This is a genomic window from Vibrio sp. 2134-1 (assembly GCF_033339495.1).
In genome coordinates, this window is the sequence record NZ_JAWOUS010000016.1 from 97858 (window position 1) to 122904 (window position 25047).

At 44.4% G+C, this 25047-nt stretch carries 21 protein-coding genes; 16 read left to right on the forward strand and 5 right to left on the reverse strand.

Features of this window, described 5'->3' with window-relative positions; genetic code table 11:
- Positions 1-49 precede the first annotated feature (49 nt).
- The 7 genes from R7R78_RS17460 (at position 50) to R7R78_RS17490 (ending at position 7694) form a co-directional block, all read left to right on the forward strand.
- Positions 50-1615, forward strand: coding sequence for an anthranilate synthase component 1 (locus R7R78_RS17460; protein WP_225474054.1), 1566 nt, complete (start codon positions 50-52; stop codon positions 1613-1615).
- A 16-nt stretch (positions 1616-1631) separates the two neighbouring features.
- The gene (locus tag R7R78_RS17465; RefSeq protein ID WP_054577042.1) at positions 1632-2240 is read left to right on the forward strand and encodes an aminodeoxychorismate/anthranilate synthase component II; all 609 of its coding nucleotides are present in this window, start codon (positions 1632-1634) and stop codon (positions 2238-2240) included.
- A 37-nt stretch (positions 2241-2277) separates the two neighbouring features.
- Positions 2278-3288, forward strand: a complete 1011-nt coding sequence (trpD, locus tag R7R78_RS17470; protein ID WP_225474055.1) for an anthranilate phosphoribosyltransferase — start codon at positions 2278-2280, stop codon at positions 3286-3288.
- A gap of 13 nt (positions 3289-3301) precedes the next feature.
- Positions 3302-4741, forward strand: a complete 1440-nt coding sequence (gene trpCF / locus R7R78_RS17475) for a bifunctional indole-3-glycerol-phosphate synthase TrpC/phosphoribosylanthranilate isomerase TrpF (RefSeq protein ID WP_225474056.1) — start codon at positions 3302-3304, stop codon at positions 4739-4741.
- Between the two features lie 64 nt (positions 4742-4805).
- Positions 4806-5996 (forward strand): tryptophan synthase subunit beta, encoded by a 1191-nt coding sequence (gene trpB / locus R7R78_RS17480; protein WP_005376781.1) that lies wholly within the window; start codon positions 4806-4808, stop codon positions 5994-5996.
- Complete coding sequence (trpA, locus tag R7R78_RS17485; RefSeq protein WP_225474057.1) at positions 5996-6802, forward strand: tryptophan synthase subunit alpha; 807 nt, start codon at positions 5996-5998, stop codon at positions 6800-6802. The genes trpB and trpA overlap by 1 nt, the downstream gene beginning before the upstream one ends.
- Positions 6803-6998: 196 nt before the next feature.
- A complete protein-coding gene (locus R7R78_RS17490; protein ID WP_005376777.1) occupies positions 6999-7694 on the forward strand; it encodes a Crp/Fnr family transcriptional regulator in 696 nt (231 codons plus the stop codon).
- Positions 7695-7820: 126 nt separating this feature from the next.
- Here the strand turns inward: R7R78_RS17490 and R7R78_RS17495 are convergent, their stop codons facing one another.
- Entirely contained in the window at positions 7821-9362 is a 1542-nt protein-coding gene (locus R7R78_RS17495; RefSeq protein WP_154205177.1) for a long-chain-fatty-acid--CoA ligase, read from the reverse strand.
- Between the two features lie 543 nt (positions 9363-9905).
- Between R7R78_RS17495 and R7R78_RS17500 the strand changes: the two genes are divergently transcribed.
- From R7R78_RS17500 to R7R78_RS17535, 8 genes are all read left to right on the forward strand, one after another.
- Positions 9906-11165, forward strand: a complete 1260-nt coding sequence (locus R7R78_RS17500) for a dicarboxylate/amino acid:cation symporter (protein WP_005376774.1) — start codon at positions 9906-9908, stop codon at positions 11163-11165.
- A 156-nt stretch (positions 11166-11321) separates the two neighbouring features.
- Positions 11322-12506, forward strand: a complete 1185-nt coding sequence (locus R7R78_RS17505) for an acyl-homoserine-lactone synthase (RefSeq protein ID WP_225474058.1) — start codon at positions 11322-11324, stop codon at positions 12504-12506.
- Positions 12499-15039 carry a hybrid sensor histidine kinase/response regulator gene (locus R7R78_RS17510; protein WP_225474059.1) on the forward strand — a complete coding sequence of 847 codons (2541 nt, stop codon included), beginning with the start codon at positions 12499-12501 and terminating at the stop codon, positions 15037-15039. Before R7R78_RS17505 ends, R7R78_RS17510 begins: the two co-directional genes overlap by 8 nt.
- 111 nt (positions 15040-15150) lie before the next feature.
- Positions 15151-15393 carry a hypothetical protein gene (locus tag R7R78_RS17515; protein WP_169644167.1) on the forward strand — a complete coding sequence of 81 codons (243 nt, stop codon included), beginning with the start codon at positions 15151-15153 and terminating at the stop codon, positions 15391-15393.
- Positions 15394-15592: 199 nt separating this feature from the next.
- On the forward strand, positions 15593-16156 hold the full coding sequence (locus R7R78_RS17520; RefSeq protein ID WP_005376769.1) for a septation protein A: 564 nt from the start codon (positions 15593-15595) through the stop codon (positions 16154-16156).
- Between the two features lie 225 nt (positions 16157-16381).
- A complete protein-coding gene (gene yciA, locus R7R78_RS17525) occupies positions 16382-16777 on the forward strand; it encodes an acyl-CoA thioester hydrolase YciA (RefSeq protein WP_005376768.1) in 396 nt (131 codons plus the stop codon).
- Between the two features lie 115 nt (positions 16778-16892).
- Positions 16893-17189: a YciI family protein gene (locus tag R7R78_RS17530; protein ID WP_005386727.1), complete on the forward strand. Its 297-nt coding sequence runs from the start codon at positions 16893-16895 to the stop codon at positions 17187-17189.
- 3 nt (positions 17190-17192) lie between these two features.
- Entirely contained in the window at positions 17193-17585 is a 393-nt protein-coding gene (locus tag R7R78_RS17535) for a GspS/AspS pilotin family protein (RefSeq protein ID WP_005386726.1), read from the forward strand.
- Positions 17586-17718: 133 nt separating this feature from the next.
- Here R7R78_RS17535 and metE read toward each other — a convergent pair whose 3' ends face one another.
- Entirely contained in the window at positions 17719-20001 is a 2283-nt protein-coding gene (gene metE / locus R7R78_RS17540; RefSeq protein WP_225474060.1) for a 5-methyltetrahydropteroyltriglutamate--homocysteine S-methyltransferase, read from the reverse strand.
- A gap of 281 nt (positions 20002-20282) precedes the next feature.
- Between metE and metR the strand changes: the two genes are divergently transcribed.
- Positions 20283-21194, forward strand: coding sequence for an HTH-type transcriptional regulator MetR (gene metR / locus R7R78_RS17545; protein ID WP_005376763.1), 912 nt, complete (start codon positions 20283-20285; stop codon positions 21192-21194).
- 21 nt (positions 21195-21215) lie between these two features.
- Here the strand turns inward: metR and R7R78_RS17550 are convergent, their stop codons facing one another.
- The 3 genes from R7R78_RS17550 to R7R78_RS17560 form a co-directional block, all read right to left on the reverse strand.
- The gene (locus tag R7R78_RS17550) at positions 21216-21416 is read right to left on the reverse strand and encodes a DUF4250 domain-containing protein (RefSeq protein WP_005376762.1); all 201 of its coding nucleotides are present in this window, start codon (positions 21414-21416) and stop codon (positions 21216-21218) included.
- A 152-nt stretch (positions 21417-21568) separates the two neighbouring features.
- A complete protein-coding gene (locus tag R7R78_RS17555) occupies positions 21569-22279 on the reverse strand; it encodes a hypothetical protein (RefSeq protein WP_005376761.1) in 711 nt (236 codons plus the stop codon).
- An 86-nt stretch (positions 22280-22365) separates the two neighbouring features.
- Entirely contained in the window at positions 22366-24822 is a 2457-nt protein-coding gene (locus tag R7R78_RS17560) for an EAL domain-containing protein (RefSeq protein ID WP_225474061.1), read from the reverse strand.
- Positions 24823-25047 lie beyond the last annotated feature (225 nt).

The window sequence follows — 25047 nt, forward strand, 5'->3', positions numbered from 1 at the left end:
TATGCGACTATGTACGGTAGGAAGATTTAAACAGCTACAAGGAGGTCTTGTGAACAAGGCCATTGAAATTAAGAAACTTGGACAGCTTGAAGTGCTAACGGCTTCCGTCCCTTATACTCAAGACCCGACTCGCTTGTTCCACACACTATGTGAGAACAAAACTGACAGCCTATTGCTGGAATCTGCTGAGATCGATTCAAAGCAAAATTTAAAATCCCTGCTGATCGTAGATTCAGCGGTTCGCATTGTTTGCTTCGGCCATACCGTTAGCATGCACGCCTTGACCAATAACGGTAAAAACCTACTGTCTCACCTAAACCAGAACATCCGTGGTGACGTTGAGAGCAAGTTCGATGGCGAAACGCTAACTTTGCAGTTTAACCAGCCATGCGACACGTTAGATGAAGACTCTCGCCTACGTGAAGCCTCTTCTTTCGATGCGCTACGTTTGGTTCAGCATAGTTTTGATATTTCACAGCAAGACAAACACGCAATTTTCCTTGGTGGTCTGTTTGCCTACGACTTAGTCGCAAACTTTGAGCCGCTTGGTAATGCCGAAGTAACAAATCAGTGTCCAGATTACGTTTTCTACGTCGCGGAAACACTACTTGTTGTCGACCATCAAACGGAATCTTGCCAGCTTCAAGCGACGTTGTTTGTTGATGGTTCAGAGAAAACAGCGTTAGAGACTCGCATTGCAGAAATCAGCGCTCAGTGTGCAGCGCCAAAACTACTGCCAAGCGCAAAACAAATCGCTGACATAACGATAGAACCTAGCGTATCTGATACAGACTTCTGCCAAACCGTTCGCAACTTAAAAGAGTTCGTAGTGAAAGGCGATGTATTCCAAGTTGTACCGTCTCGTAGATTCACTCTACCTTGTCCTTCTCCACTGGCGGCTTACAAAGAACTGAAACAAAGTAACCCAAGCCCTTACATGTTCTACATGCAAGATGAGCTGTTCACTCTGTTTGGCGCATCACCAGAAAGCGCGCTTAAGTATGAAACCGATACCAACCAAATTGAAATCTACCCAATTGCAGGCACACGTCGCCGTGGTAAACGCCCGAATGGAGAGATCGATTTCGACCTAGATAGCCGCATCGAACTTGAACTGCGCACCGACATGAAAGAAAACGCAGAACACATGATGTTGGTTGACTTGGCACGTAACGACGTCGCTCGTATTGCTCAAGCTGGTACTCGCCACGTAGCAGACCTTCTAAAAGTCGACCGCTACAGCCACGTAATGCACTTGGTGTCTCGTGTGGTTGGTCAACTGCGTGAAGACCTAGACGCGCTGCACGCATATCAAGCATGTATGAACATGGGTACGCTCACCGGCGCACCTAAGATTCGTGCCATGCAGTTGATTCGCGATGTAGAAGGCGCACGACGCGGTAGCTACGGCGGCGCTGTTGGCTACCTCACTGGTGAAGGCACACTCGACACCTGTATCGTGATCCGCTCAGCGTACGTTGAGAACGGCATTGCTCAAGTTCAAGCTGGTGCTGGCGTGGTGTTCGACTCTGATCCGCAAGCGGAAGCAGACGAAACGCGCGGCAAAGCACAAGCGGTAATCTCTGCTATCCAAGCAGCGCATAAGTCACAATAAGGAATAGGGTTCAGAGATGGCTAATATCATTTTTATCGATAACTTTGACTCGTTCACCTACAACCTTGTGGATCAGTTCCGCTCGTTAGGTCACTCGGTCAAGATTTACCGAAACAACATCCCAGCAGAAACCATCGAACAAGCGGTAAACGAGCTTGAAAACCCAGTGGTTCTGCTATCGCCAGGCCCTGGTGCTCCTTCAGAAGCAGGCTCAATGCCTGAGCTTATCCAACGCATGAAAGGCAAAGTGCCGATGATCGGCATTTGTCTTGGTCACCAAGCGATTGTTGAAGCGTACGGTGGCACCGTTGCTGGCGCGGGCGAAATCATTCACGGTAAGGTCTCTATGATGGAGCACCAAAACCATGCGATTTACCAAAACCTACCATCACCACTTGCAATTGCACGTTACCACTCGCTAGTTGCGACCAAGGTTCCTGAGAGCCTAACCATCACAGCAGAAGTGGATGACTTGGTAATGTCTGTTGTACATGAAGAAGATAAAGTTTGCGGGTTCCAGTTCCACCCGGAATCTATTATGACGACCTACGGAGCAACACTGTTGGCCAATGCCATTGAATGGGCACTTGAAGAACAAACTTCAGCGACCCCACTCACTGCTTAAAAAGCACTTGGCACATAAGAAATTTAGGAGAGGAAATATGGAAGCAATCATCAACCCTATTATTACCAAACTGTACGAGCAAGAATCGCTTACTCAGGAAGAGAGCCAACAGCTATTCGACATCATTATCCGTGGTGAACTAGACCCAATTTTAATGGCATCAGCACTGACTGCACTAAAACTCAAAGGCGAAACGCCAGACGAAATTGCAGGCGCGGCGAAAGCACTGCTGGCAAACGCAAATCCATTCCCTCGCCCAGATTACGATTTCGCAGATATCGTAGGTACTGGTGGTGACGGTCACAACACCATCAACATTTCAACCACTGCGGCGTTTGTTGCTGCAGCATGTGGTCTAAAAGTAGCGAAACACGGTAACCGCAGCGTTTCAAGCAAATCTGGTTCTTCTGATCTTCTTGATTCATTTGGTATCAACCTAGCTATGAGCGCAGAAGATACGCGCAAAGCGGTAGACGATATTGGTGTCGCTTTCCTATTTGCACCTCAATACCACGGTGGTGTGCGACATGCGATGCCAGTGCGTCAAACCATGAAAACACGCACCATCTTTAACATTCTTGGTCCACTGATTAACCCTGCACGTCCTAACATCGAATTGATGGGCGTTTACAGTGAAGAACTGGTTCGTCCTATCGCAGAAACCATGCTACAAATGGGTATGAAGCGCGCCGCTGTAGTACACGGTAGTGGTTTGGACGAAGTAGCAATTCACGGTGAAACAACGGTTGCAGAAATCAAAGACGGCAAGATCACTGAGTACACGCTAACACCAGTAGACTTCGGTCTAGAAGCGCACCCATTAGAAGCGATCAAAGGTGGCGATCCTGAAGAAAACAAAGCAATCATTACCAATATTCTGACGGGTAAAGGTACAGACGCACAATTGGGCGCAGTGGCAGTGAACGTTGCTCTGCTAATGCGTCTATTCGGCCACGAAGATTTGAAAGCCAACACGCAACAAGCGATTGAGGCAATGAATTCAGGCAAGGCGTACCAATTGGTACAACAACTTGCCGCACACGCTTAAGGAATTGAAGAAGATGACTGACTTCAACACTCAGCAAGCTGGCAACCTGTCTGAACACGTTTCTAAGAAAGAAGCAGAAATGGCAGAAGTACTGGCGAAAATTGTCCGCGACAAATATCAATGGGTAGCAGACCGTAAGGTGTCTCAACCGCTAAGCACATTTCAGTCTGATTTGCTGCCATCGGACCGCAGCTTCTACAATGCTCTGAGTGGCGAAAAGACGGCATTCATCACCGAATGTAAGAAGGCATCTCCTTCTAAAGGTTTGATTCGTGATCACTTCGACTTGGATTACATTGCATCGGTTTACAACAACCATGCTGATGCGATTTCAGTCCTAACAGACGAGAAGTACTTCCAAGGTAACTTTGACTTTCTTCCTCAAGTGCGTGGTCAAGTTAAACAACCCGTTCTGTGCAAAGACTTCATGATAGACACCTACCAAGTTTACCTAGCACGTCATTACAGTGCTGATGCTGTGCTATTGATGCTTTCTGTCCTGAATGACGAAGAGTACAAAGCGCTAGAAGAAGCAGCACACAGCCTGAACATGGGTATCTTGACCGAAGTCAGCAACGAAGAAGAGCTTCATCGTGCCGTTAAGCTTGGCGCACGCGTTATCGGCATCAATAACCGTAACCTTCGCGACCTAAGTACTGATTTGAATCGTACTAAAGAACTGGCACCGACAATTCGCGAACTGGCTCCTAACGCAACAGTAATCTCAGAATCTGGCATTTATACACATAAACAAGTTCGTGATTTAGCGGAATACGCAGACGGCTTCTTGATTGGTAGTTCACTGATGGCGGAAGACAACCTAGAACTTGCTGTACGTAAAGTGACGTTAGGCGAAAACAAAGTGTGTGGCTTAACGCATCCAGATGACGCAGCAAAAGCATATCAAGCTGGCGCGGTATTTGGTGGCCTGATTTTTGTCGAGAAGTCGAAGCGTGCGGTTGACCTTGAAGGTGCTCGCTTAACCATGAGCGGTGCTCCACTGAACTATGTAGGCGTTTTCCAAAATCACGATATCGATTTTGTTGCTTCTGTCGTCACCTCTTTGGGTTTAAAAGCGGTGCAACTGCACGGTCAAGAAGACCAAGCTTACGTAAACCAACTCAAAGCCGAACTGCCAGCAACGGTAGAAATTTGGAAAGCTTACGGCGTGACTGATGCCAAGCCAGAACTGCTAGCAGACAACATTGATCGCCATTTATTAGATGCGCAAGTTGGCACTCAAACTGGCGGAACTGGTCAAGTGTTCGACTGGTCACTGATCGGCGACCCAAGTCAAATTATGCTAGCGGGCGGACTGTCGCCAGAAAATGCTCAACAAGCAGCGACACTAGGTTGCTTGGGATTAGACTTAAACTCTGGTGTAGAAAGCGCACCAGGCAAAAAAGATTCACAGAAGTTGCTCGCGGCATTCACCGCTATTCGCAGCTACTAAAGCTGGATATCAGCTAAAAAATTTAAAGCTATTCGTAGCGAAAAATACGAGAAGGAATATAACGATGGCAAAACTGAATGCCTACTTTGGCGAATACGGCGGTCAGTACGTTCCGCAAATTCTAGTTCCAGCACTGGAGCAACTAGAGCAAGCGTTTATCGACGCGCAAGAAGATCCAGAATTCCGCAGCGAATTCATGACGCTTCTTCAAGAGTATGCGGGCCGCCCAACGGCTTTAACTCTAACTCGTAACCTAACCAAAGGTACGAAAACCAAACTGTACCTAAAACGTGAAGACCTACTTCACGGTGGTGCCCACAAGACTAACCAAGTGTTGGGTCAAGCGCTACTTGCGAAACGCATGGGCAAAAACGAAATCATCGCTGAAACTGGCGCAGGTCAACACGGTGTTGCAACCGCACTAGCATGTGCACTGCTTGGCCTTAAGTGTCGCGTGTACATGGGTGCAAAAGACGTTGAGCGTCAAAGCCCGAACGTATTCCGTATGAAGCTAATGGGCGCAGAAGTTATTCCTGTCCACTCGGGCTCTGCGACACTTAAAGATGCATGTAACGAAGCGCTACGCGACTGGTCTGCAACTTATGAAGACGCGCACTACCTACTAGGTACAGCGGCAGGCCCTCACCCATTCCCAACGATCGTGCGTGACTTCCAACGCATGATTGGTGAAGAAACGAAGAATCAGATTTTGGCACGTGAAGGTCGTCTTCCTGATGCGGTTATCGCATGTGTGGGCGGTGGTTCAAACGCGATTGGTATGTTTGCTGACTTCATCGAAGAAGAAAGCGTTCGCCTAATTGGTGTTGAGCCAGCAGGTAAAGGTATCGATACTGACCAGCACGGTGCACCACTTAAACATGGTAAAACGGGTATTTTCTTTGGTATGAAAGCGCCATTGATGCAAGATCCAAACGGTCAGGTTGAAGAGTCATACTCTGTCTCTGCTGGTCTTGATTTCCCTTCAGTTGGTCCACAGCACGCACACCTAAACGCAATTGGCCGTGCTGAATACGACAACGTGACAGACGATGAAGCGCTAGAAGCATTCCAAGAGATTGCACGCCATGAAGGCATCATCCCTGCACTTGAATCTTCTCACGCCGTGGCACACGCACTGCGTATGGCACGTGAGAATCCAGAAAAAGAGCAATTGCTGGTTGTTAACCTATCTGGTCGTGGTGATAAAGATATCTTCACTGTACATGCCATCCTAGAAGAAAAAGGAGCGATCTAATGAGCCGTTATGAGAAGATGTTTGCGCGCCTAAACGAAAAGAACCAAGGCGCATTTGTACCGTTCGTAACGGTTTGCGATCCAAACGCAGAGCAGTCTTACAAAATCATGGAAACACTGGTTGAGTCTGGCGCAGATGCCCTTGAACTTGGTATTCCATTCTCAGATCCGCTAGCCGATGGCCCAACCATCCAAGGCGCTAACATTCGCGCGTTAGATTCAGGTGCAACACCAGATATCTGCTTCGAGCAAATCGGTAAGATCCGAGCTAAATACCCAGAGTTGCCTATTGGTCTTCTGATGTACGCGAACCTTGTTTACTCTCGTGGTATCGAGAACTTCTATGAGCGTTGTGCAAAAGCAGGCATCGATTCTGTTTTGATTGCAGACGTACCAACTAATGAAAGTGCTGAATTTGTTGCTGCTGCAGAGAAGTTTGGTATTCACCCAATATTCATCGCACCACCAACGGCAAGTGATGAAACACTGAAGCAAGTATCAGAGTTAGGTGGCGGCTACACTTACCTACTATCTCGTGCTGGCGTTACTGGCGCAGAAACCAAAGCAAACATGCCTGTAGGTCATATGCTGGATAGACTGAACCAATTTGATGCGCCACCAGCACTACTTGGTTTTGGCATCTCAGAGCCTGCACAGGTGAAACAAGCACTAGAATCTGGCGCCGCTGGTGCAATTTCTGGTTCAGCCGTGGTCAAAATCATTGAAGCGAACGCTGATCAGCCACAAATTATGCTCGACAAGCTAGGTGAATTCGTTTCTGCAATGAAAGCCGCCACTCAAAAATAATTTCAGTTTGATATGACACAACAACGCCCGCTTAACATTATGTTTAGTGGGCGTTTTCTTACTATCGCGTTTATGCCACGTCATTTTTTGTTCAACGCCCGCACTTTCCAAATCTATCTCAAGCAGAGCACTCAAAGAGTGTTAAGCTTGGGTAACTTAACTAACTCAATAAAGCAATGTGCAGTAAGGTTGCTACATGGAAGAAGTCAAAACACTGCTAGCCAAATGTCCTGTACTATCAGGGCTGCCAGATAAAGGGCTTAGTGAAGCAGCGCAAATGACTAAGGTTCGCTGCTTCGACGAAAAAGCACTGATTTGCAATAAAGGTGCGCTTCAATCTTCTCTTATGGTCATAGCTCAAGGTGCAGTAAGAGTGAACTCAATTAGTTCAAAAGGCAAAGAAGTCACACTGATGATTTTCGAAGCTGGTGGCTGGTTTGGAGACAATGTTTTTTCTCCCGGCATGCCTCGTATTTTTGGTGCGACCGCGCATTCTGACGTGACTGTAATGGAGCTTCCTGGAGATAAATTTCGCCAATTACTCGCCAAATACCCTCAAAGTTACCCCACTATACTCGACTTACTTAGCCGCCGCTTGTGGTCTGCTATTTCTGTTATCGAAGATGACGCGATTAGAGGAATTGAAGAACGAGTCGCCAAAAGGTTGCTGCTACTTGCTGAATACCAACTTAATCAAGCGATCGATACTCGACCATGCGTTGTCAGGGTAACAAGAGAACATATCGCTAACATGATGGGGCTAACTCGTCAGAGCGTACACAAGATACTAAAACGATTAGAAAGTATTGGGATGCTAGAGCTAAACTATGGCTCAGTAACCATTACCAATCCGAAACGCTTAGAAGAATACTTTAAAGAACTCGAGCAATAGATCCATTCAACAAACGGTAAGTATTGTCTAACGATAGCTAAAAACCTTATGCATCTAATTGGTCAAGAGCACAACACCATTTGCACTTAGGCAAGTGGCGCTGTGACACAAAAACCATTGAATTGACTAAGCTATATTCAATTCAGATTTCAACTCACGTTTCAAAATCTTTCCTGTCGCACTCATCGGGAGGTGTTCACGAATTTCGACATAACGAGGATATTTAAACGAGGCTAATTGCTCTTTACCCCACTTTTGTAATGAATCGGCGTCAATGTATTCTTTTGGTTTAAGTACAACGTAGGCTTTTATCTCTTCGCCATACTCTTCATTTGGAATCCCTATCACCGCGACCATTGAAACGGCAGGATGAGTCATGAAAACTTCTTCAATTTCTCTGGGATAAACATTAAATCCACCTCGAATGATCAGATCTTTCATTCTATCGACAATAAATAAATTACCTGAACTGTCAAAGCGGCCCACATCACCAGTATGGAACCAACCATTTTGTAGCGCAGATTCAGTAACTTCTGGGCGGTCAAGATATCCCTTCATAACATTATGACCACGCACAACAATCTCACCTTCTTCGCCTATCGGTAGTGCATTGCCTTCAATGTCGATAACTCTTACTTCGACGCCTTGAACCGGTTGACCTACCGAGCCTGGTATTCGCTCCTGATCTAAATGATTAAAACATGCAATAGGACTTGTCTCCGACAACCCGTATCCTTCTAAGATCGGCACATTAAATGTTTCTTCAAAGGTTCGAAAGATTTCGGTTGGTAATGGCGCACCACCGCTTACTGCAACACGCAATGACGAGGTATCAAATTGATGCTGCATATGAAGCAGACCGATGTACATCGTTGGCACACCAGCAAATATCGTCACCCTATGTTTTTCCACCAGCTCAAGAACATGTTTAGGCTCAAACCTAGGCACTAACACCAATGTTGCCCCGCCCAAAACACTAGCATTTAAGTGGACGGTTTGACCAAATGTATGAAATAAAGGCAAAGTTACTAAGTGAATATCATCGGCCTGGCTGCCCATAATGTTTTGTGCCACCAGAGCGTTCATTATGATGTTCTGCTGAGTCAGTTCAGCGCCTTTTGGTAAGCCTGTCGTCCCTGATGTATACAAAATCACACATGTATCATCCGCATTACGCGGTATATAATCCGGCAACGGTTGGACATCGGCTATAAACGCATTGAGAGTTATTACACCATTCCAATAGCTTTCATCTTGAGATTGAGTCAATACGACTATGCCTTCGCATGTATCGACTTGTTCAAAGGCTTTGACACCCTCTTTTGCCATTGGCAGTTCTTTCGTCCCTTCAAAGCAGAAATAAAACTTCGCTTTTGAATCTTCTAAGTGATACTTAATTTCTCGCGCTTTCAAAAGCACATTTAATGGGACTGCAACCGCGCCAGCTTTTTGTATTGCATAATAAACAAACGCGAAAAAAGGAATGTTTGGGCATGAAATCGCAACGCGGTCACCTGGCTTTACGCCTTTATTGATTAAAGACGCTGCGATCTTGCCGGCGATCGCATCAAACTGCGCATAATTTATCTTTTCAGTGCCACATATCAACGCCGTTTTATCTGGTTTACTCGCAGCATTTCTTTGTAACGCAGCAGCAAGATTCATCATAGTCTCTTCACCTCTTACCTGTCTTTCTCGTCTAATCAGCTCAGGAGCATTAACTAAGCAAGTTATCTCTAACACTGGATCGTCAGCATTTGATTCTCACCAGTCATTACCATTTAACATTATGTTTACAACGCAATTAGAGCCAAGAATGTAAAGCAATTAACATTTCAGAAGGCAAATTAATAAAAGTGTGAGCTTGAAAGAGATGAATTGTTATAAATATCAACCCAAGTCACTAAAAACTCTGACTGCAATAGCAAATACAAAAGCGGTTAAAATTAACAAAAAGAAAACAAATAAAGAAAAATAAACTTGAACAATCCTAAGCGCGACCCTTATAAGAAAAATCAATAGCAAACGTTTGCTATTGAACAAAACTTTATCGTTCGTCAATAAAATATCGATTAATCCATCAATAATACCTTGCTGCATATTGCCAATTGTAAACGATAAGTGTAAAAAGCAAGGCGAGATAATTATCCGTAAATCCATTTATGGTTAGTGGGTAATTTTAGGATTTTACATTTTATTAGCACAGAGGTTATGGAAGTGTTAAAAGAAAAGAGTTTGCTAAACAACATTGGCGTACAAGTCGTAATCGCCATGATCGTGGGCACAGCCGTTGGTGCCATGATGGGTCATGATGCGACAGTGTTCGCTCCTTTAGGTGCTATCTTTATCAACTTAATCAAAATGTTGGTTATTCCTTTGGTCGCTGTAGCCTTGATTTCTGGCGCCGCTGGTCTTGGGAACAGCCAGTCAGCAGGTAAAGTTGGCATCGTCACTCTAGGTTATTTTGGTTTAACATCCGCCCTAGCCGTTGCGCTTGCACTATTTATGGGTGAAGTATTCCAACCAGGCATGGGTATCGACGTCTCTGGCGTTGAAGGCATGTTCTCAGCAGAATACGCTTCAAAAGGTGAACTACCTACTTTCTGGGCAACCATCACTGGTATGATCCCAACCAACGTTTTCCAATCACTAAATGAAGCAAACATCCTACAGATCCTCGTTTTCTGTATGTTCTTTGGTATTGCGATTTCTAAGCAAGCAAAAGAGCGTCGTGAACCAATCATCAATGGTGTTAACTGTATCGTTGACGCAATGGTTTGGATGATCAACAAAGTAATGATCATTGCACCTATCGGTGTATTTGGTCTGATGGCAGAAGCAGTCGGTACGTTTGGTTTTGGTGCGCTAATGGTGGTATTCAAACTATTCGTTGTTTACGTTGCCGCCATCCTAATCTTCGGTTTCGTTGTTTACCCAGCAATGGTGCATGTTTTCACGAAGACATCTGCGAAGAAATTCCTGTCTTCAATGAAAAAACCGCAAGCAGTTGCGCTTTCAACAGCGTCTTCTATGGCAACACTGCCTGTCACAATGGACACCTGTGAAAAAGAGCTGGGCGTAAAAAATTCAACTGCATCATTTGTTCTGCCTCTAGGCGCAACGATCAACATGTCAGGTAATGCGATTTACTATGGTTTGGTTGCTATCTTCTTTGCTCAACTGTTCAATATCGATCTAGGCATGGGCGCTTACATTGCAATTATCGTAACGTCTACATTGGGTGCGGTTGGTCAAGCGGGTGTTCCTGGGCCTTCTTTCCTAGTGGTTGCCGTGCTTCTTGCCGCTGGTATTCCAATTGAAGGTCTACCGCTCCTATTCGCTCTTGACCGTATTTTCGATATGATTCGTACAGCACTGAACATCACAGGTGATGCTGCATGTGCAGTTATCGTTGATGCGCTAATTGAAGAAGAAACGGCAGAAGCTGAGCTTAAAAAGCAAGAAGCCTAACTCTTTCTTGAATAGACCAAAAACCGCTCATAATGAGCGGTTTTTTTGTCTTTTCTTGCATTACGTAACTATACAAATAGAAACCGATGGCATAAATTTTTCAAAATGATATAAACCATTACAAAATATAACAAAACGTTAGAGCTAGGTTATATCATGAGTCTTGAGCAATCTTTGGAATATCTCACCAAAACAAATTTGCCGATCGAATCAAAGCAGCAGGCACTGGTTGACTCAGTTATTCTTACCCTAACGAAACAAAAACGAGATGCTCTTTTTCAACAGGTTGCTCTGTATCGAATAAAACTGCTTAAATCTCTCTTTCCTAAACACGCATCAAAAAGTCTTTCTGCACTATTTGAGTTAATGGATTATCGAGATTTAGTGCAACAGTATCCGACAGGTTTCTCCGAAGAGATTCGTTTACTTGAACAACTTGCCGCAGATTGTTACCCGCATTGGATGGTTTTCTGGTGTCAATGCGAGATCGAAGCAATCAAGCAAAAATATCCTTCAAACGAAGCTGCGATTCCTACTCCGCTTCCGTTTGACGACCACAGCTATACTAGCGTGTTAATTGAAGATATCGCAGATTGCGATCTTGAGGTAATGCTGCCAAATCATGCAGCGTTAATGCCGATTTCCGAAGCGGTCACACTGAGTAATCTTGAGCTTTTCGTCCAAACTGAACAATGGTTTGAAATCTTGCCTCTTTTATCACTCTCGCAAAAAGGGCAGCACTTTGCGCTCTTGTTCAAATCGTCATCTTCACCAATCATGGTCTCCTCCGCTTTAGTGCAAAGCTGGCATCAACGAAATAACTGGCTCAGTTACTCACCACAGTTTAGTAACGAACAATGGCAGTTTTGCTTTCCTAATCATGGGTACAGTGTTCTCAATCAACTGGGTATTTTGGAGTGTCGTGCTCTAACTCATGAGCACACTCTTATTGAGTTTGATGCTCAGTTTCAATCTCGTGTAAAGAACACTGAAGCGGTTTGCGAAGTGCTGCGCCTTACGGTGGGAGGCAACATCCAACAAAAGCTGTATTTTTTGTATCTGGCGCAAAAAACTATGATGAGCGAGCTCTATAAAGCAGGCTATAAGCTCGGCTTTACCATTATTGAGCAAGTATTTATGTTAAATTTCTATCAATCTATTGATTTAAGTGCCTACTTTCACTCAGGATACCGCGACATTAACGGTGACGGTACCAAAACATACCGCGGTTTCTGGAATTTAGGTATGATGGTTGAAGCATTTCAAGACATACAATTTCGCGACTACAAACATTGCGTACGAACAAAAAGAATGGATAAAAAGGTGAATGAGCATGCTTGATGTTCATTTGCACGGTCTCTTTTACCCAAAAGCAATGGCATTGTACGCGACTGTACTAATAGTATTCGCTTGGCTACTGTATTACTGCTATCGCCTAAAACAGAAGAGTGAATCAATCTTAGGCTCGCATCACGCGCCTTACATCGCTTATTCCAGCTGTATCATTGTTTGGATAAGCAGCAACGCCTATTTCCATACCGATTTATTGCCAGAATTAGGCTCTGTTGGTGGCATTTTTATGGCTAAGTTAGCGAACTTAGCGTCTTTTTTCGCCTTTGCGTTTGCATTCTATTTTTCTTGCCAGTTAACCGCAGATGTTAAAAAAACAGCGGTCAAAGTCTGGCAAAAAGTCGTCTTTGTCGCACTAGCAACGTATTCACTGTACATCAACTTAGTGCCGAATCTTACTGTCGAAAATGTCACCATTAGTGGTCCAAGCCAGTTCGTCATTGAATTTGGCCCACATACCTCATATTTTTTCATTAGTTTGCTAGCTTTCGTGGTACTAACGCTGCTTAACTTGATTGCCATGCGCGCGAACAGCAGCAAGCTCACGCTAGCAAAAAGCAACTATATGATCGCTGGCATTTTGGTATTCATGTTATCTACGGCAGTGATACACCTTGGAATGACGTATTTCCTTGGCGACTTCTCCCTAACTTGGTTACCACCAGCACTTTCAATCAGCGAAATGTTGTTTGTGGGCTATGCCCTACTTACCTCTCGCTTCTACAGCGCTAAATATCTCACGTACTTAACGGTAAGCGCGCTCTTAGTCTGCGCCATTTTTGTTCTGCCGCTAGGGGCGATATTTATTCCTATCTCTGAAGATAACCAATGGCTTGTTGCGGTACCTTTATGCGCGCTTATCGGTATCACTTGGCACTTGCTTTTTAAGCGAGTCAGTCGTTACGCTTCGTATTTTATTTATGGGAAACGACACACTCCCGTTCAGCAAATCCTTGGGTTAGAGGAAGAGTTTAAACGCTCAATAGATGATGCTATGCATCAGTTGGCATCGTTACTTAACATACCAAACAACAAGCTGCAGCTAGTCACTAGCAATTACACAGAAACGTTTTACGAAGAGTACCTGCCGTCAAGCAAGTCAGTTCTCGTGCTAGATGAGTTGTCTGAAGAAATTGATTATGCCTCCTCTTCTAAAGGGTCGATGAGAAAGCTCTACGAGCGCATGCGCTCAAGCAATACTGCGCTCGTTATGCCTCTCTTCGGTCGTGGAAAGTCAGTTACTCACTTACTAATTTCTTCACATAAAATAGATAATAAGCTGTTTTCTAATGAAGAAATCTCAGCTCTGCAAACGTTATTAGTTCGCATCCAGAGCACCATTGAAGCCGATAGAAAGGTACGCCAAAGCCGTGCGCTGGCTAACTCCATTGCACATGAAATGCGTAACCCTCTCGCTCAAGTACAATTACAATTTGAAGCTTTAAAACAGCATATAGAGTCAAACGCCTCACTGGATACGCTAAAAAGAGAAATTGATAAAGGTGAAGCCGCTATACAACGCGGTAGACAACTTATCGATATTATTTTACGAGAAGTTAGCGACAGTTCACCAGAGCATGAGCCTTTAGCTCTCACTTCCATACATAAAGCCATCGACCAAGCAGTAAGCCGTTATGGTTTTGAAAACGATCAAATAATAGAGAGAATTAACCTGCCACAGGCACACGATTTTGTCGCGAAGTTAAATGAGACCCTGTTTAACTTTGTCATTTTCAATTTGATTCGTAACGCTATCTACTATTTTGATTCTTATCCCGACAGTCAAATTGAGATTCGTACCCAGACGGGGGCTTACGAAAACATTCTGATCTTCCGAGATAGTGGGCCAGGTATAGATAGCAGTATCTTACACAAGATATTTGATGACTTTTTCTCGTATCAAAAAAGCGGAGGCAGTGGCTTAGGTTTGGGCTATTGCCAACGTGTTATGCGCTCCTTCGGAGGACGAATAGAGTGCCAGTCTGAATTGAACGAGTTCACAGAATTCTACTTGTATTTCCCAGTCGTACCAAACGCACCAAAACCAGAGACATTAAGAGCACCGGACTTTGATAGCTGGAAAGCAACTGCATCACATTTTGAAAATCATTCAGCTCAACACGTACAAGTATCTAAAGATGCACCAACAGTGCTCATTGTTGATGACAAAGAGGTGCAACGCACCTTGGTACAGATGTATTTAAAAAGGCTGGGAGTCAACAGCTTACAAGCAAATAATGGAGCCTCTGCGGTAGAACTATTCCACTCTCACAAGATTGATCTCGTTCTTATGGATGTCCAAATGCCGGTAATGAATGGATTTGACGCAAGCCAACGGATTAAGCAAATCACATCCTCCGTTCCAATCATTGCCTTATCTGGTGAGTCTGGAGCTAGAGAGTTGGAGCTAATTTCGAAACTCATGGATGACAGACTCGAAAAGCCCACCACGTTAAATGCACTTCAAGTCGTCATCCAAAGATGGTTACAGAACGAGAATTTTGCACCTTCCAACACTTTTTAATCTGCAAATATAGAATTGGCACTAGATGTGCATTATTGGAGTAAATCGAATTATCCAGAAGGTCAAGCAGGCTACAAAAGAGTAGCGTATGAGCTTGATAAGGAGATCGCCATGTTACTTCATCGACATACATACTACGGCCTGATTCATCATGGAATCAAAACACTGTTACTTGATCGCTTAGGCCACTATACAGAAGAAGAGTATCATCACTATCTGAGCCTGATGACTGGTAAATCCACTTGCTTCACGATGTCTCTTGAAGAGCTAGAAGCAACGGTCGATAACTTACTACGGGAAGGCTATTTAGAAGATGTAAAAACGCTTATTTCCCAATATCAACGTGTTGCTTAAGGTTTAAAACTCTCAACTTTATTGCCGCCTCATCGCGGCAATTTTTATTCCTTCCATATGCTGTTTCGACATGGAAGAATCTTGCGGTCTATACGATATACTAAGCGTTACTATTCTTACCTTAACTTCCTCAGTATTCACATCTTGTCAGATTCCGTTAGACTGTCTTCAATTCAATAATTAGGTAGATTTTGCCATCATGAAGCAGATCCTAGACTTTATACCACTCATCGTTTTCTTCGCTTTATACAAGCTGTACGACATCTACGTGGCGACAGGTGCACTGATCGTAGCAACAGCCATTCAACTTGTCGTCACCTACGCGCTGTATAAGAAAGTCGAAAAGATGCAGCTAATAACATTTGTTATCGTCACTATCTTCGGCGGCATGACCCTTTTCTTCCACGACGACAATTTTATAAAGTGGAAAGTCACCATCATTTACGCGATTCTGGCGATTGGCTTAGCAGTGAGCCACGCATTGGGAAAATCAGCCATCAAAGGTATGCTAGGCAAGGAAATTACGTTACCTGACGCTGTTTGGGCAAAGATTAACTGGGCTTGGGTTGGCTTCTTCTCATTCTTCGCTGGCCTAAATATTTATATTGCTTACGAATTGCCGTTGGATGTTTGGGTTAACTTCAAAGTATTTGGAATGTTGATCGCGACATTTGCCTACATGATTGCGACTGGCTTTTACATTTATAAACACATGCCAAAAGAACAAAAAAATAACTCATCCGATGTGTCCACTGATGATTAAAAACTCAGTTTTGCTATAATCCGCGACTTCACAGCGACCTTAGGGTCGCTGTCTTGCTCCATGTATCAGTAAACCGCTCAAACAACGTACCGTTTTCAGACCATTCTTGCTGCTGTAAACCAACTTTCTCTGGTCCGGTATCTGCGGTTTTTTAAGGACCTTTGGTTCTAGGTATTTACTATGTTGGCGCTTAGTTTGAGCGCCTTTAAGATTTAGGATGTCACAATGAGTCAAGAAATTAGCTCTCCGAAAGGTCAAATGCTGCTTCGTACCCTTGCAATGCCTGCAGATACAAACGCCAATGGCGATATTTTTGGCGGTTGGATAATGTCTCAGCTCGACTTAGCGGGCGCGATTCTGGCAAAAGAGATCTCTTGTGGTCGCGTTGTCACCGTTTCGGTATCAAGCATTACGTTCAAAAAACCTGTTGGTGTGGGCGATGTCGTATGCTGCTACGGCGAATGCACTAAGATCGGCCGCACATCCATGAGTGTCGATTTGGAAGTATGGGTCAAACCCGTCAAAGCTCACGGTGTTGGCGAACGCTTCATGGTTTGTGATGCGACCTTCAACTACGTAGCCATTGACAGTGAAGGTAAACCACGTCCGGTTCAGAATTAGTCAACCTACAACGCTAACAGTTAGAAAGGATCTCACATTTTCTGTTGTTCACTTGTGAGAGACACAAAAAAGGCGTTAAATTAACACTTTACCCTACCAATTAAGGAACTATGCTATGTGGTATGTCATCTTTTCACAGGACGTTGAGAACTCGTTGGAAAAACGCATGAGCGTTCGCCCACAACACTTGGATCGCTTACAAAAGCTACAAGACGAAGGTCGCCTTCTTACAGCTGGTCCGATGCCTGCGATAGATTCTGACAATCCTGGTGAAGCTGGATTTACGGGCTCAACTGTCATCGCTGAATTCGCCTCTCTAGAGGATGCTAAAGCGTGGGCAGAAGCCGATCCTTATGTAGCGGCTGGTGTTTACGATCATGTAATCGTGAAACCGTTCAAAAAAGTGTTTTAATTTATGAAAAAATTACTGTGTCTTTTCTTGGTATTTGGTGCTCTGGCTGGCTGTTCATCAACCGATGATAATCAGCGCCAACTTGAGCTTATGGCATCAAACCGAGCAGGAGTCTTGTCAGCGGGCCTCCCTTTAGAGTACGGTCCACTGCAAATAATGCGTGTCTCATCCAACAAAAATGTTGTAGAGATGATGATGATTTATAACGATGGCGCACTCGGTGCAAAGCCGTTAAATCAAGTACTGAATACCAGTATCTATACCTACTGCAGCAACCCAGAAGTTCGCAAGCAAATTGATATGGGCTTGATGTATCGTATTAAGGTACGTAATTCTCGCGGTCAGTTGATGGCAGATGAGTTGGTTTCCGCACAGACTTGTACTCAGGTGAAGTAGCTACAGTAATTTTTGTTGCTTTCGGCATGAGACGATGATTCGCTATTATTGGATAATCTGAAAACGAAAGTTAACAATTAAGAATAGAAAAACGGAGACCACAGTCTCCGTTTTTATTTGCTGTAACGATGTGTTACGCCAGCTCAGCACGGAGCTTCTTCGCCGCTGAAACCAGATTTGCCAATGCGGCTTCTGTCTCCTTCCAGTTTCGTGTTTTCAGACCACAATCTGGGTTTACCCACAAACGTTGAGCCGGAATTTTTTCTGCCGCTTTCTTGATTAAACCTTCAATCCATTCTTCCGTAGGAATGTTTGGTGAGTGAATGTCATAAACACCAGGGCCAATTTCGTTCGGGTAATTGAACTCTTCAAATGCTTTCAGCAACTCCATATTCGAGCGAGATGTTTCAATGGTAATGACGTCCGCATCGAGTGCCGCAACCGAATCAATGATTTCATTGAACTCGCTGTAACACATATGAGTGTGAATCTGAGTTTCTGGTTTTGCACTTGCCGCAGAGACCTTAAACGCATTTACGGCCCATTCTAAGTACGCTTTGTGATCGCGTTTTTTGAGTGGTAAACCTTCTCGAATGGCTGGCTCATCAATTTGAATGATATTGATGCCTGCATCTTGCAGGTCAGACACCTCATCACGCAGTGCCAAAGCAAGTTGCTGCGCAATTTCTTGACGTGTGATGTCTTCACGTGGGAACGTCCAACATAAAATCGTTACTGGTCCAGTCAACATGCCTTTCATCTGTTTGCTGGTTAGCGATTGTGCGTACGTCGACCATTCAACTGTGATCGGTTTTTCACGTTCAATGTCAGCAACTACAATGGCAGGTTTCACACAGCGAGAACCATAACTCTGTACCCAACCAAATTTGGTCGTTTGAAAACCCGCCAAGTTCTCAGCGAAGTATTCCACCATGTCGTTACGCTCTGCTTCGCCGTGAACAAGCACGTCTAGGTCGAGCGCCTCTTGACGTTTTACTGCGTCAGCAATATGTCCTTTAAGTGCTTGGATATATTCAGACTCAGATAATTGACCTGTACGATAAGCGCTGCGCTGCACCCGGATTTCACCCGTTTGAGGAAAAGAGCCGATTGTCGTTGTTGGCAACAAAGGCAAGCCCAATACTTCAGCTTGATGCGCGGCACGCTCTGCATAAGGTGCGCTGCGCTCGGCAATTGACGAGGTAATGTTGTTTATACGCGCTTGTACTTGAGGCTTATTCACATGTGTTGCTGTCTTGCGCGCTTTGATTGGCTGGCTATAGGTATCACAAGCGCGAATCGCATTTTGATCACCATCGAGCGCTCGGCCAAGCAAGGCGACTTCTGCCACTTTTTGTTTTGCAAAGGCAAACCAACTTTTTACTTCTTCGCTCAGTTCTGTTTCCAGTGCTAAATCAACAGGGCTATGTAGAAGAGAACATGAACTGGCAACCCAAAGTTTGTCGCCCAGTTTCTCTTTGACTGGCTGTAGACGCTCGAGTTGGGCACTTAAATCCGAACGCCACACGTTACGACCATTCACAACGCCAGCAGAAAGCACCCACCCCTCCGGTAACTTGGCAACCACATCGTCAAGCTGCTGAGGGACGGCAGATAAATCGATATGCAAACCATCCACCGGTAGCTCTACAATTTTGTCTAGCGTATCGCTTACGGAGTCAAAGTACGTCGTTAGCAGCACTTTTACATCGCTTCGAATCACTTGGTAGGCCAGCTTAAACGAATCAGCCCATTTGCTTTCTAGATCCAGTGACAAAATTGGCTCATCAATCTGAACCCACTCCACACCTTGACTTGCTAGCTTTGCCAAAATAGCTTGGTAAGCAGTAAGTAAGCGTGGTAGAAGGGTTAAGCGGTCAAACCCTTCTTCGACCTCTTTGCCCAAGTAAAGGTAACTGACTGGGCCAAGCAAAACAGGCTTCACTTGGTGGCCAGCTTGAAGCACTTCGTTGACTTCTTCAAACAGTTGCGGCCAGCTCACTTCAAACGTATCGTCCTTGCTGAACTCAGGGACAATGTAATGGTAGTTTGTGTTGAACCATTTGGTCATATCCGATGCCGCAGCGCCCGCACAGCTGCAACCCGCCTGAGATTGACCGCGACCCACTTTAAACAACGTATCCAGGTTAGGGAAACCATCAGCGTGACGCTTTGGCACATGACCCAATAGCAACGTGGTCGTCAGTACATGATCGTACCAAGCAAAGTCGCCAGCGGTGGCAAAACTCAAACCTGCATCCGTTTGTGTTTGCCAGTTTTTGGCGCGTAGATCTGCCCCAACCTTTTTAAGCTCAGCTTGATCAATTTCTCCTCGCCAGTATTTCTCCTGAGCGAATTTTAATTCTCTTTTTTCACCAATGCGTGGATAACCTAGTATGTGAGTCGTTGTCGCCATGTCCCTATTCCTTTCTCAATTTTGTTCAATTTGCTTGGTTCAGAGCATCTTTCGGTAAAGAGTGAGATGTCTGGATGGCTAAACTATCGCTCTCATCTGATATTAGAACAACGTCCATTTATTCAACTTGTTTATTAAAAAAATTCATCATGAAGCGACATGATTCGCAAATAAAAACAACAAATAGACGTCTAGACGTTTACATATCCATTTTTTGTCGTTAAGTTATTTACACGATTGCTATTCTGTTCATAGCGAGCAACAAAGGATGAAAGGAATTCATGATAGAGCTAAAACATTTGCGGACACTCACTTCGCTTCGAGACACTGGCTCTCTAACGGCGACAGCGACCGCTTTGCATCTCACTCAGTCGGCACTGTCTCATCAGATCAAAGATTTGGAGGCGCGAATTGGAGGGCAACTGTTCCTGAGAAAGACTCGCCCGGTGAAGTTCACTTCAGAGGGAGAAATCCTATTGCGTCTTGCAGAAGATATCCTTCCGAAACTCGCAAGAGCAGAAAATGATTTAGCGAGCTTGAAAGAGGACGTCAATGGCCGATTACATATGGCCATTGAATGTCACTCTTGCTTCCAATGGCTAATGCCTGCACTTAGGGAGTACCAACTTGCTTGGCCAAGCGTAACATTGGACTTTTCCTCTGGTTTTGGCTTTGAACCACTCCCAGCTCTATTGGCAGGCGAACTCGATCTTGTTATTACTTCCGATATCCAACCTCGATCCGAAGTCCACTACGAGCCTCTATTCGACTTTGAAATGCGTTTAATTACCGCAACCAACCACCCATTGGCGGAAAAAGAAATTATTGATCCGCAAGATCTCGCAGATCAAACCATGCTCTCTTATCCTGTTCAAAAACAAAGGCTAGACGTCGTAAAACACTTTCTTCAGCCAGCAGGAATAGAACCTGCGAAATGGAAGCAAGCCGACAACACTCTCATGTTAGTTCAGATGGTCTCTGCTGGATTGGGGGTGGCGGCACTACCCAATTGGGCGATTTCTGAATTTTCTCGCCAAGGTCTTATTACCAGTAAACCTTTCGGCCAAGGCTTATGGCGTCGCTTGTTTGCAGCAACGCGTCACTCAGAGAAAGAGAAGCGTTACTTACAAGCTTTTTTCGCAACCGCGAGGCTACAATGTAAAAGCCACCTTGACGGAATCAAGGTGGCTTAAAAGATTTGGGTTATGAAAGGCTTAGCGTTGATATGCTTTAAATTGGTTAGTCAATGGATCGTACTGATAACCGAGCATATCAAGCTTGCCGACTACAGACTCTACATCCATCTCATACACTGATACTAACTCGTCAAAACTGTCGCACTCTAAACGTAGCTTTTCGTTGACGATACCTAGCAAAATAGTGCTGTCCAGATTACCTACATTGCTTAAATCCATCGCGACTCTCCTCTTCGACAAGGTATATAAACAAGCGTAGTAGTAATCACGCGAATTTAAAGTGAGTGCGATCTAAAACGTGATCACCTTATACCCAAGCACCAAGAAAGCACTTGGATATAAGCTGTCTAGCTTTGTCTTTAGAATAGAGGTTAAGCCGCGAGAGAGAATAAACCTTGCAGGCTCGTCATCGACGCGAGTGCTAGAAACAAGGCAACGCTCAGTTGCACCTTTTCTGGTTTCTTATGCGTAAAAATATGCCAACACCACACAATAATTGAAGAAATTAGCATAGCTAAAGACAGCAAGATCGGCTGTGTCGCAGCGTTTAGTGTGGCTTCATTTAACTGGTAAGAAGCAAACAACGTTGCGATGACTAATAGCATTCCAGACACAATGCCCGTAACTGGTAAAATACGGTGAAATGCCTGTAATCTGCTGCGAGCTATCGTAAGCAGCAATTGAGAAAATGACGCCCCAAGGAAAAATATCATTAGCGCCATCGCTATCGATGCTGGCCAGCTTGATTGCTCAAATACTTGAATACTCACATACGCAAAGGCCAAACCATTCGCTAAATGCATCGCCCATAGTGGCCCTTTTTCACGCGTTTTCTTGGTTTGAACCTGAGAATAGAAGTAGAAAATAGCAAACACGATCATAAATGCTTCAATGCGAAGTGACGCAACAGCGAGCCACAATACAGCTACTGCAGGCAACATTTTATGAAGACGTCCTCGCTGACCAGGACAAATATCGCCCTTGATTAGAAGCAAAGTCAGTAGCGCTTGTGCGCCAAATAGCATCGGAGGGAAAGTAACCAGCAATTGTTGAATCATGTTGAATGCACGCTCAAAAGTCATTTTGGGGGGCGATAATATCAAATCAACTATCGCCAAACCACCGAAAGTCGGCCCCCAAATGAGCTAAAACGGTAAGACAATTTTATTCACAGAGAAGCAAGATACTTCAACGCGTCTTCCTGCGTTAAAACTCCACGGTACTCTTCTTTGGTATTACACAATACCCAAGGGAAACGAATGCCGGTTTTAACCAACTCTCGAATAACAGAGACAGGTAAATCCTCATCAACCAACACAAATTCGGTGCTCATTATCTGATTAACAGGACGTTTCCAAATTCTGCTTTCTCGTTCAGTTTCTCGCTCTGTGCCCATCGAGGGCGTTAGGTGTAAATTCACCGTCTCTTTCGTAATTAACCCAACACAACGATTTTCATTGAGAACAACTAAAGGCAAGCTTGGATTCAAATTCATGTACTCCACTGCCAAGGAGAGCGGTTCTCCAGGGTCCATAGACCTGACTTGTTCATGGCTCAAAGATTGCAACACATCACTTTGCTTAGACTCAATCGCGATGTCAGAGAACAGATGCTCATAACTGTCCGCTTTATCCATCAAATCGACAGGCACGGCAGCAGAAAATAGAAAGCCCTGCATGTAATCGACACCGATTTCTGCCAATACTTGAAGTTCTTGCTTAGATTCCACGCCTTCAGCAACCACTTTTACATTCATTTGCTGTGCAAGCTCGGTGACCATTTTCACAATGTTATAGCTGGTGCTCCCTTTATGAATGTTCTTGATGAATTTTCGGTCTATTTTCAGTAAATCAAACTGCCCTTTTTCTAGATAAGAAAAAGAAGAATACCCAGTACCGAAGTCATCAATCGCGATCTCAATGCCCTCTTTCCGCACTTCCTCTAGAGCTCGAGTATGCTCCTCATCTTGTTCAAAATACGCGGTTTCTGTTAGCTCGATAGTTACTCGCTTAGGGTCTACACCACTGGCTTTAATCAAATCATGCGACCGCTGAAGGATCTGAAGAGAATCCAATTTCGTATTGAGGGAGCGATTGATGGTCACGCCCACTTCCTCGCCATAAATTTCATGTAAGCGCGGAAAGTGCTTCAACGCAGCTTGGCAGACCACATCATCAAGTGCCGCTATGAGTTCTAGATCTTCAATAATAGCGATCATCTTTTGCGTACAATACGCATCATTTTCATCATAGAAGCGTGCGAGAGCCTCGAACTTAACCACGCTTCCGGTTTGAACATCGATAATCGGTTGAAAGTAAACGTCCACTAGCCCACTCTTTATTTGTGCCTCCAAAAACGCCTCGAGATGTTGGCGCTTCACTAATTCAGAGTGAAGTTCACTGTCGTAAAAGTTGAAATAGCTGCCTTCACCGGAAATAGAGGACAACATCGCTTGCGCTGCATGTGCTAGCGCTTGTCTTGGTCGGTTCGTATCATAGCCAAGGATTGACACACCAGTTTGGCCTTTAACGATAGTGGCATGCATTTTTGTGCCCATTTCATTTCTAAGCTCATTAAAGAACCCTTTCATGGCAATTTGGATCAAACGAACCGGGCTCAACCATTGACAATGAGGGGTCTGCAAGCATACGACAAACACATCCCGAGATAACTGCCCCGCAATACTGGTGTAGCGACTTCGCATAATAAAATCTGCAAAACCTAATTGCTGTTCAAGCAAGTATCTCTCCGAAAACTTGGGTCTTAGTGTCATAACAATGTTGAGTTCTTTATTTCTGCTTTCATTCGCTAAGGTAGCTAATTGGAGTTCAAATTCTTTCCTCGTCGGTAAAAAGGCAGCCCAATCATGCTGTTGTTCACAACGATTTTTCATCCACAACAACGAAGCAGAAATATCCGTAGAAAATCCGAGATAAAGAACTCGTCCAGAGTGAAACGTAAGTCGGTAAATACAAAGATGATGAGCTTGGTTGCTACCGTTTGCTGTTTTGCTCAGCAAGTTACCACACCAACATCCTTCATCATTAATTTGCTGCCACAGCTGATCATAAAACGCTTGGCTATGGTGAGAGGTACTGAATATATGAGTTTTAAGCCCAACCAGATCTCGGTTTTGATAGCCCATTTGTAACTCAAAGGCACGGTTACAACCTAAGATGCGCGTATCTTCATCGGCAACTAAAACGCCTACATTTGGCAAATCAAAAATCGTTTCGAGGATTTTCGCTAACTCCTCGCAACCAGTGATTGTTAATTGTGGAATGATAGTGCCTTGGATAATGCGCTTATTGAGCCTTTCAAAACTAATAGTAACGTGCACTAAGTTAACGTTTTTTAGCATCATGCAACAAGAAAACCGCCCCCGTCCGCCAAAGAGTTCCACTTCTAGAATTCGTTGTTTTAGCGTTTCTTGTTGCCCCATCAGCATATGATCAAACAAGTTATTTAGGCTGGTTACTGGCGTACTTATCCCAAATGCCTTTGCCATTCCTTGCTGATCACATTCGAACTCGCGAGTATCAATATCGTAAGACCACTCTATAACAGGAGTTAGACTGGAAGTCGTTTGCATTTTTGGATGCACTGTTGTCGTAGATTCACTCATACCCTAGCCCCTTTTTTTGTAATTAGCCCAAGGCTCAAAATTCACAGTCAATTCGCGACATTCCAGTTGGGACCTGCCGATCCTCTTTATAGATGGATTGTGTCAACGATAAGCCTATCGACTTAGAACTATTTCCAGAGCAGCTCAGCCTTTTGCATTTAATATGCACTAATTTGATTATAGGCTTTACCCCATATAAGCACACCATTGCTTATACTTTGTATT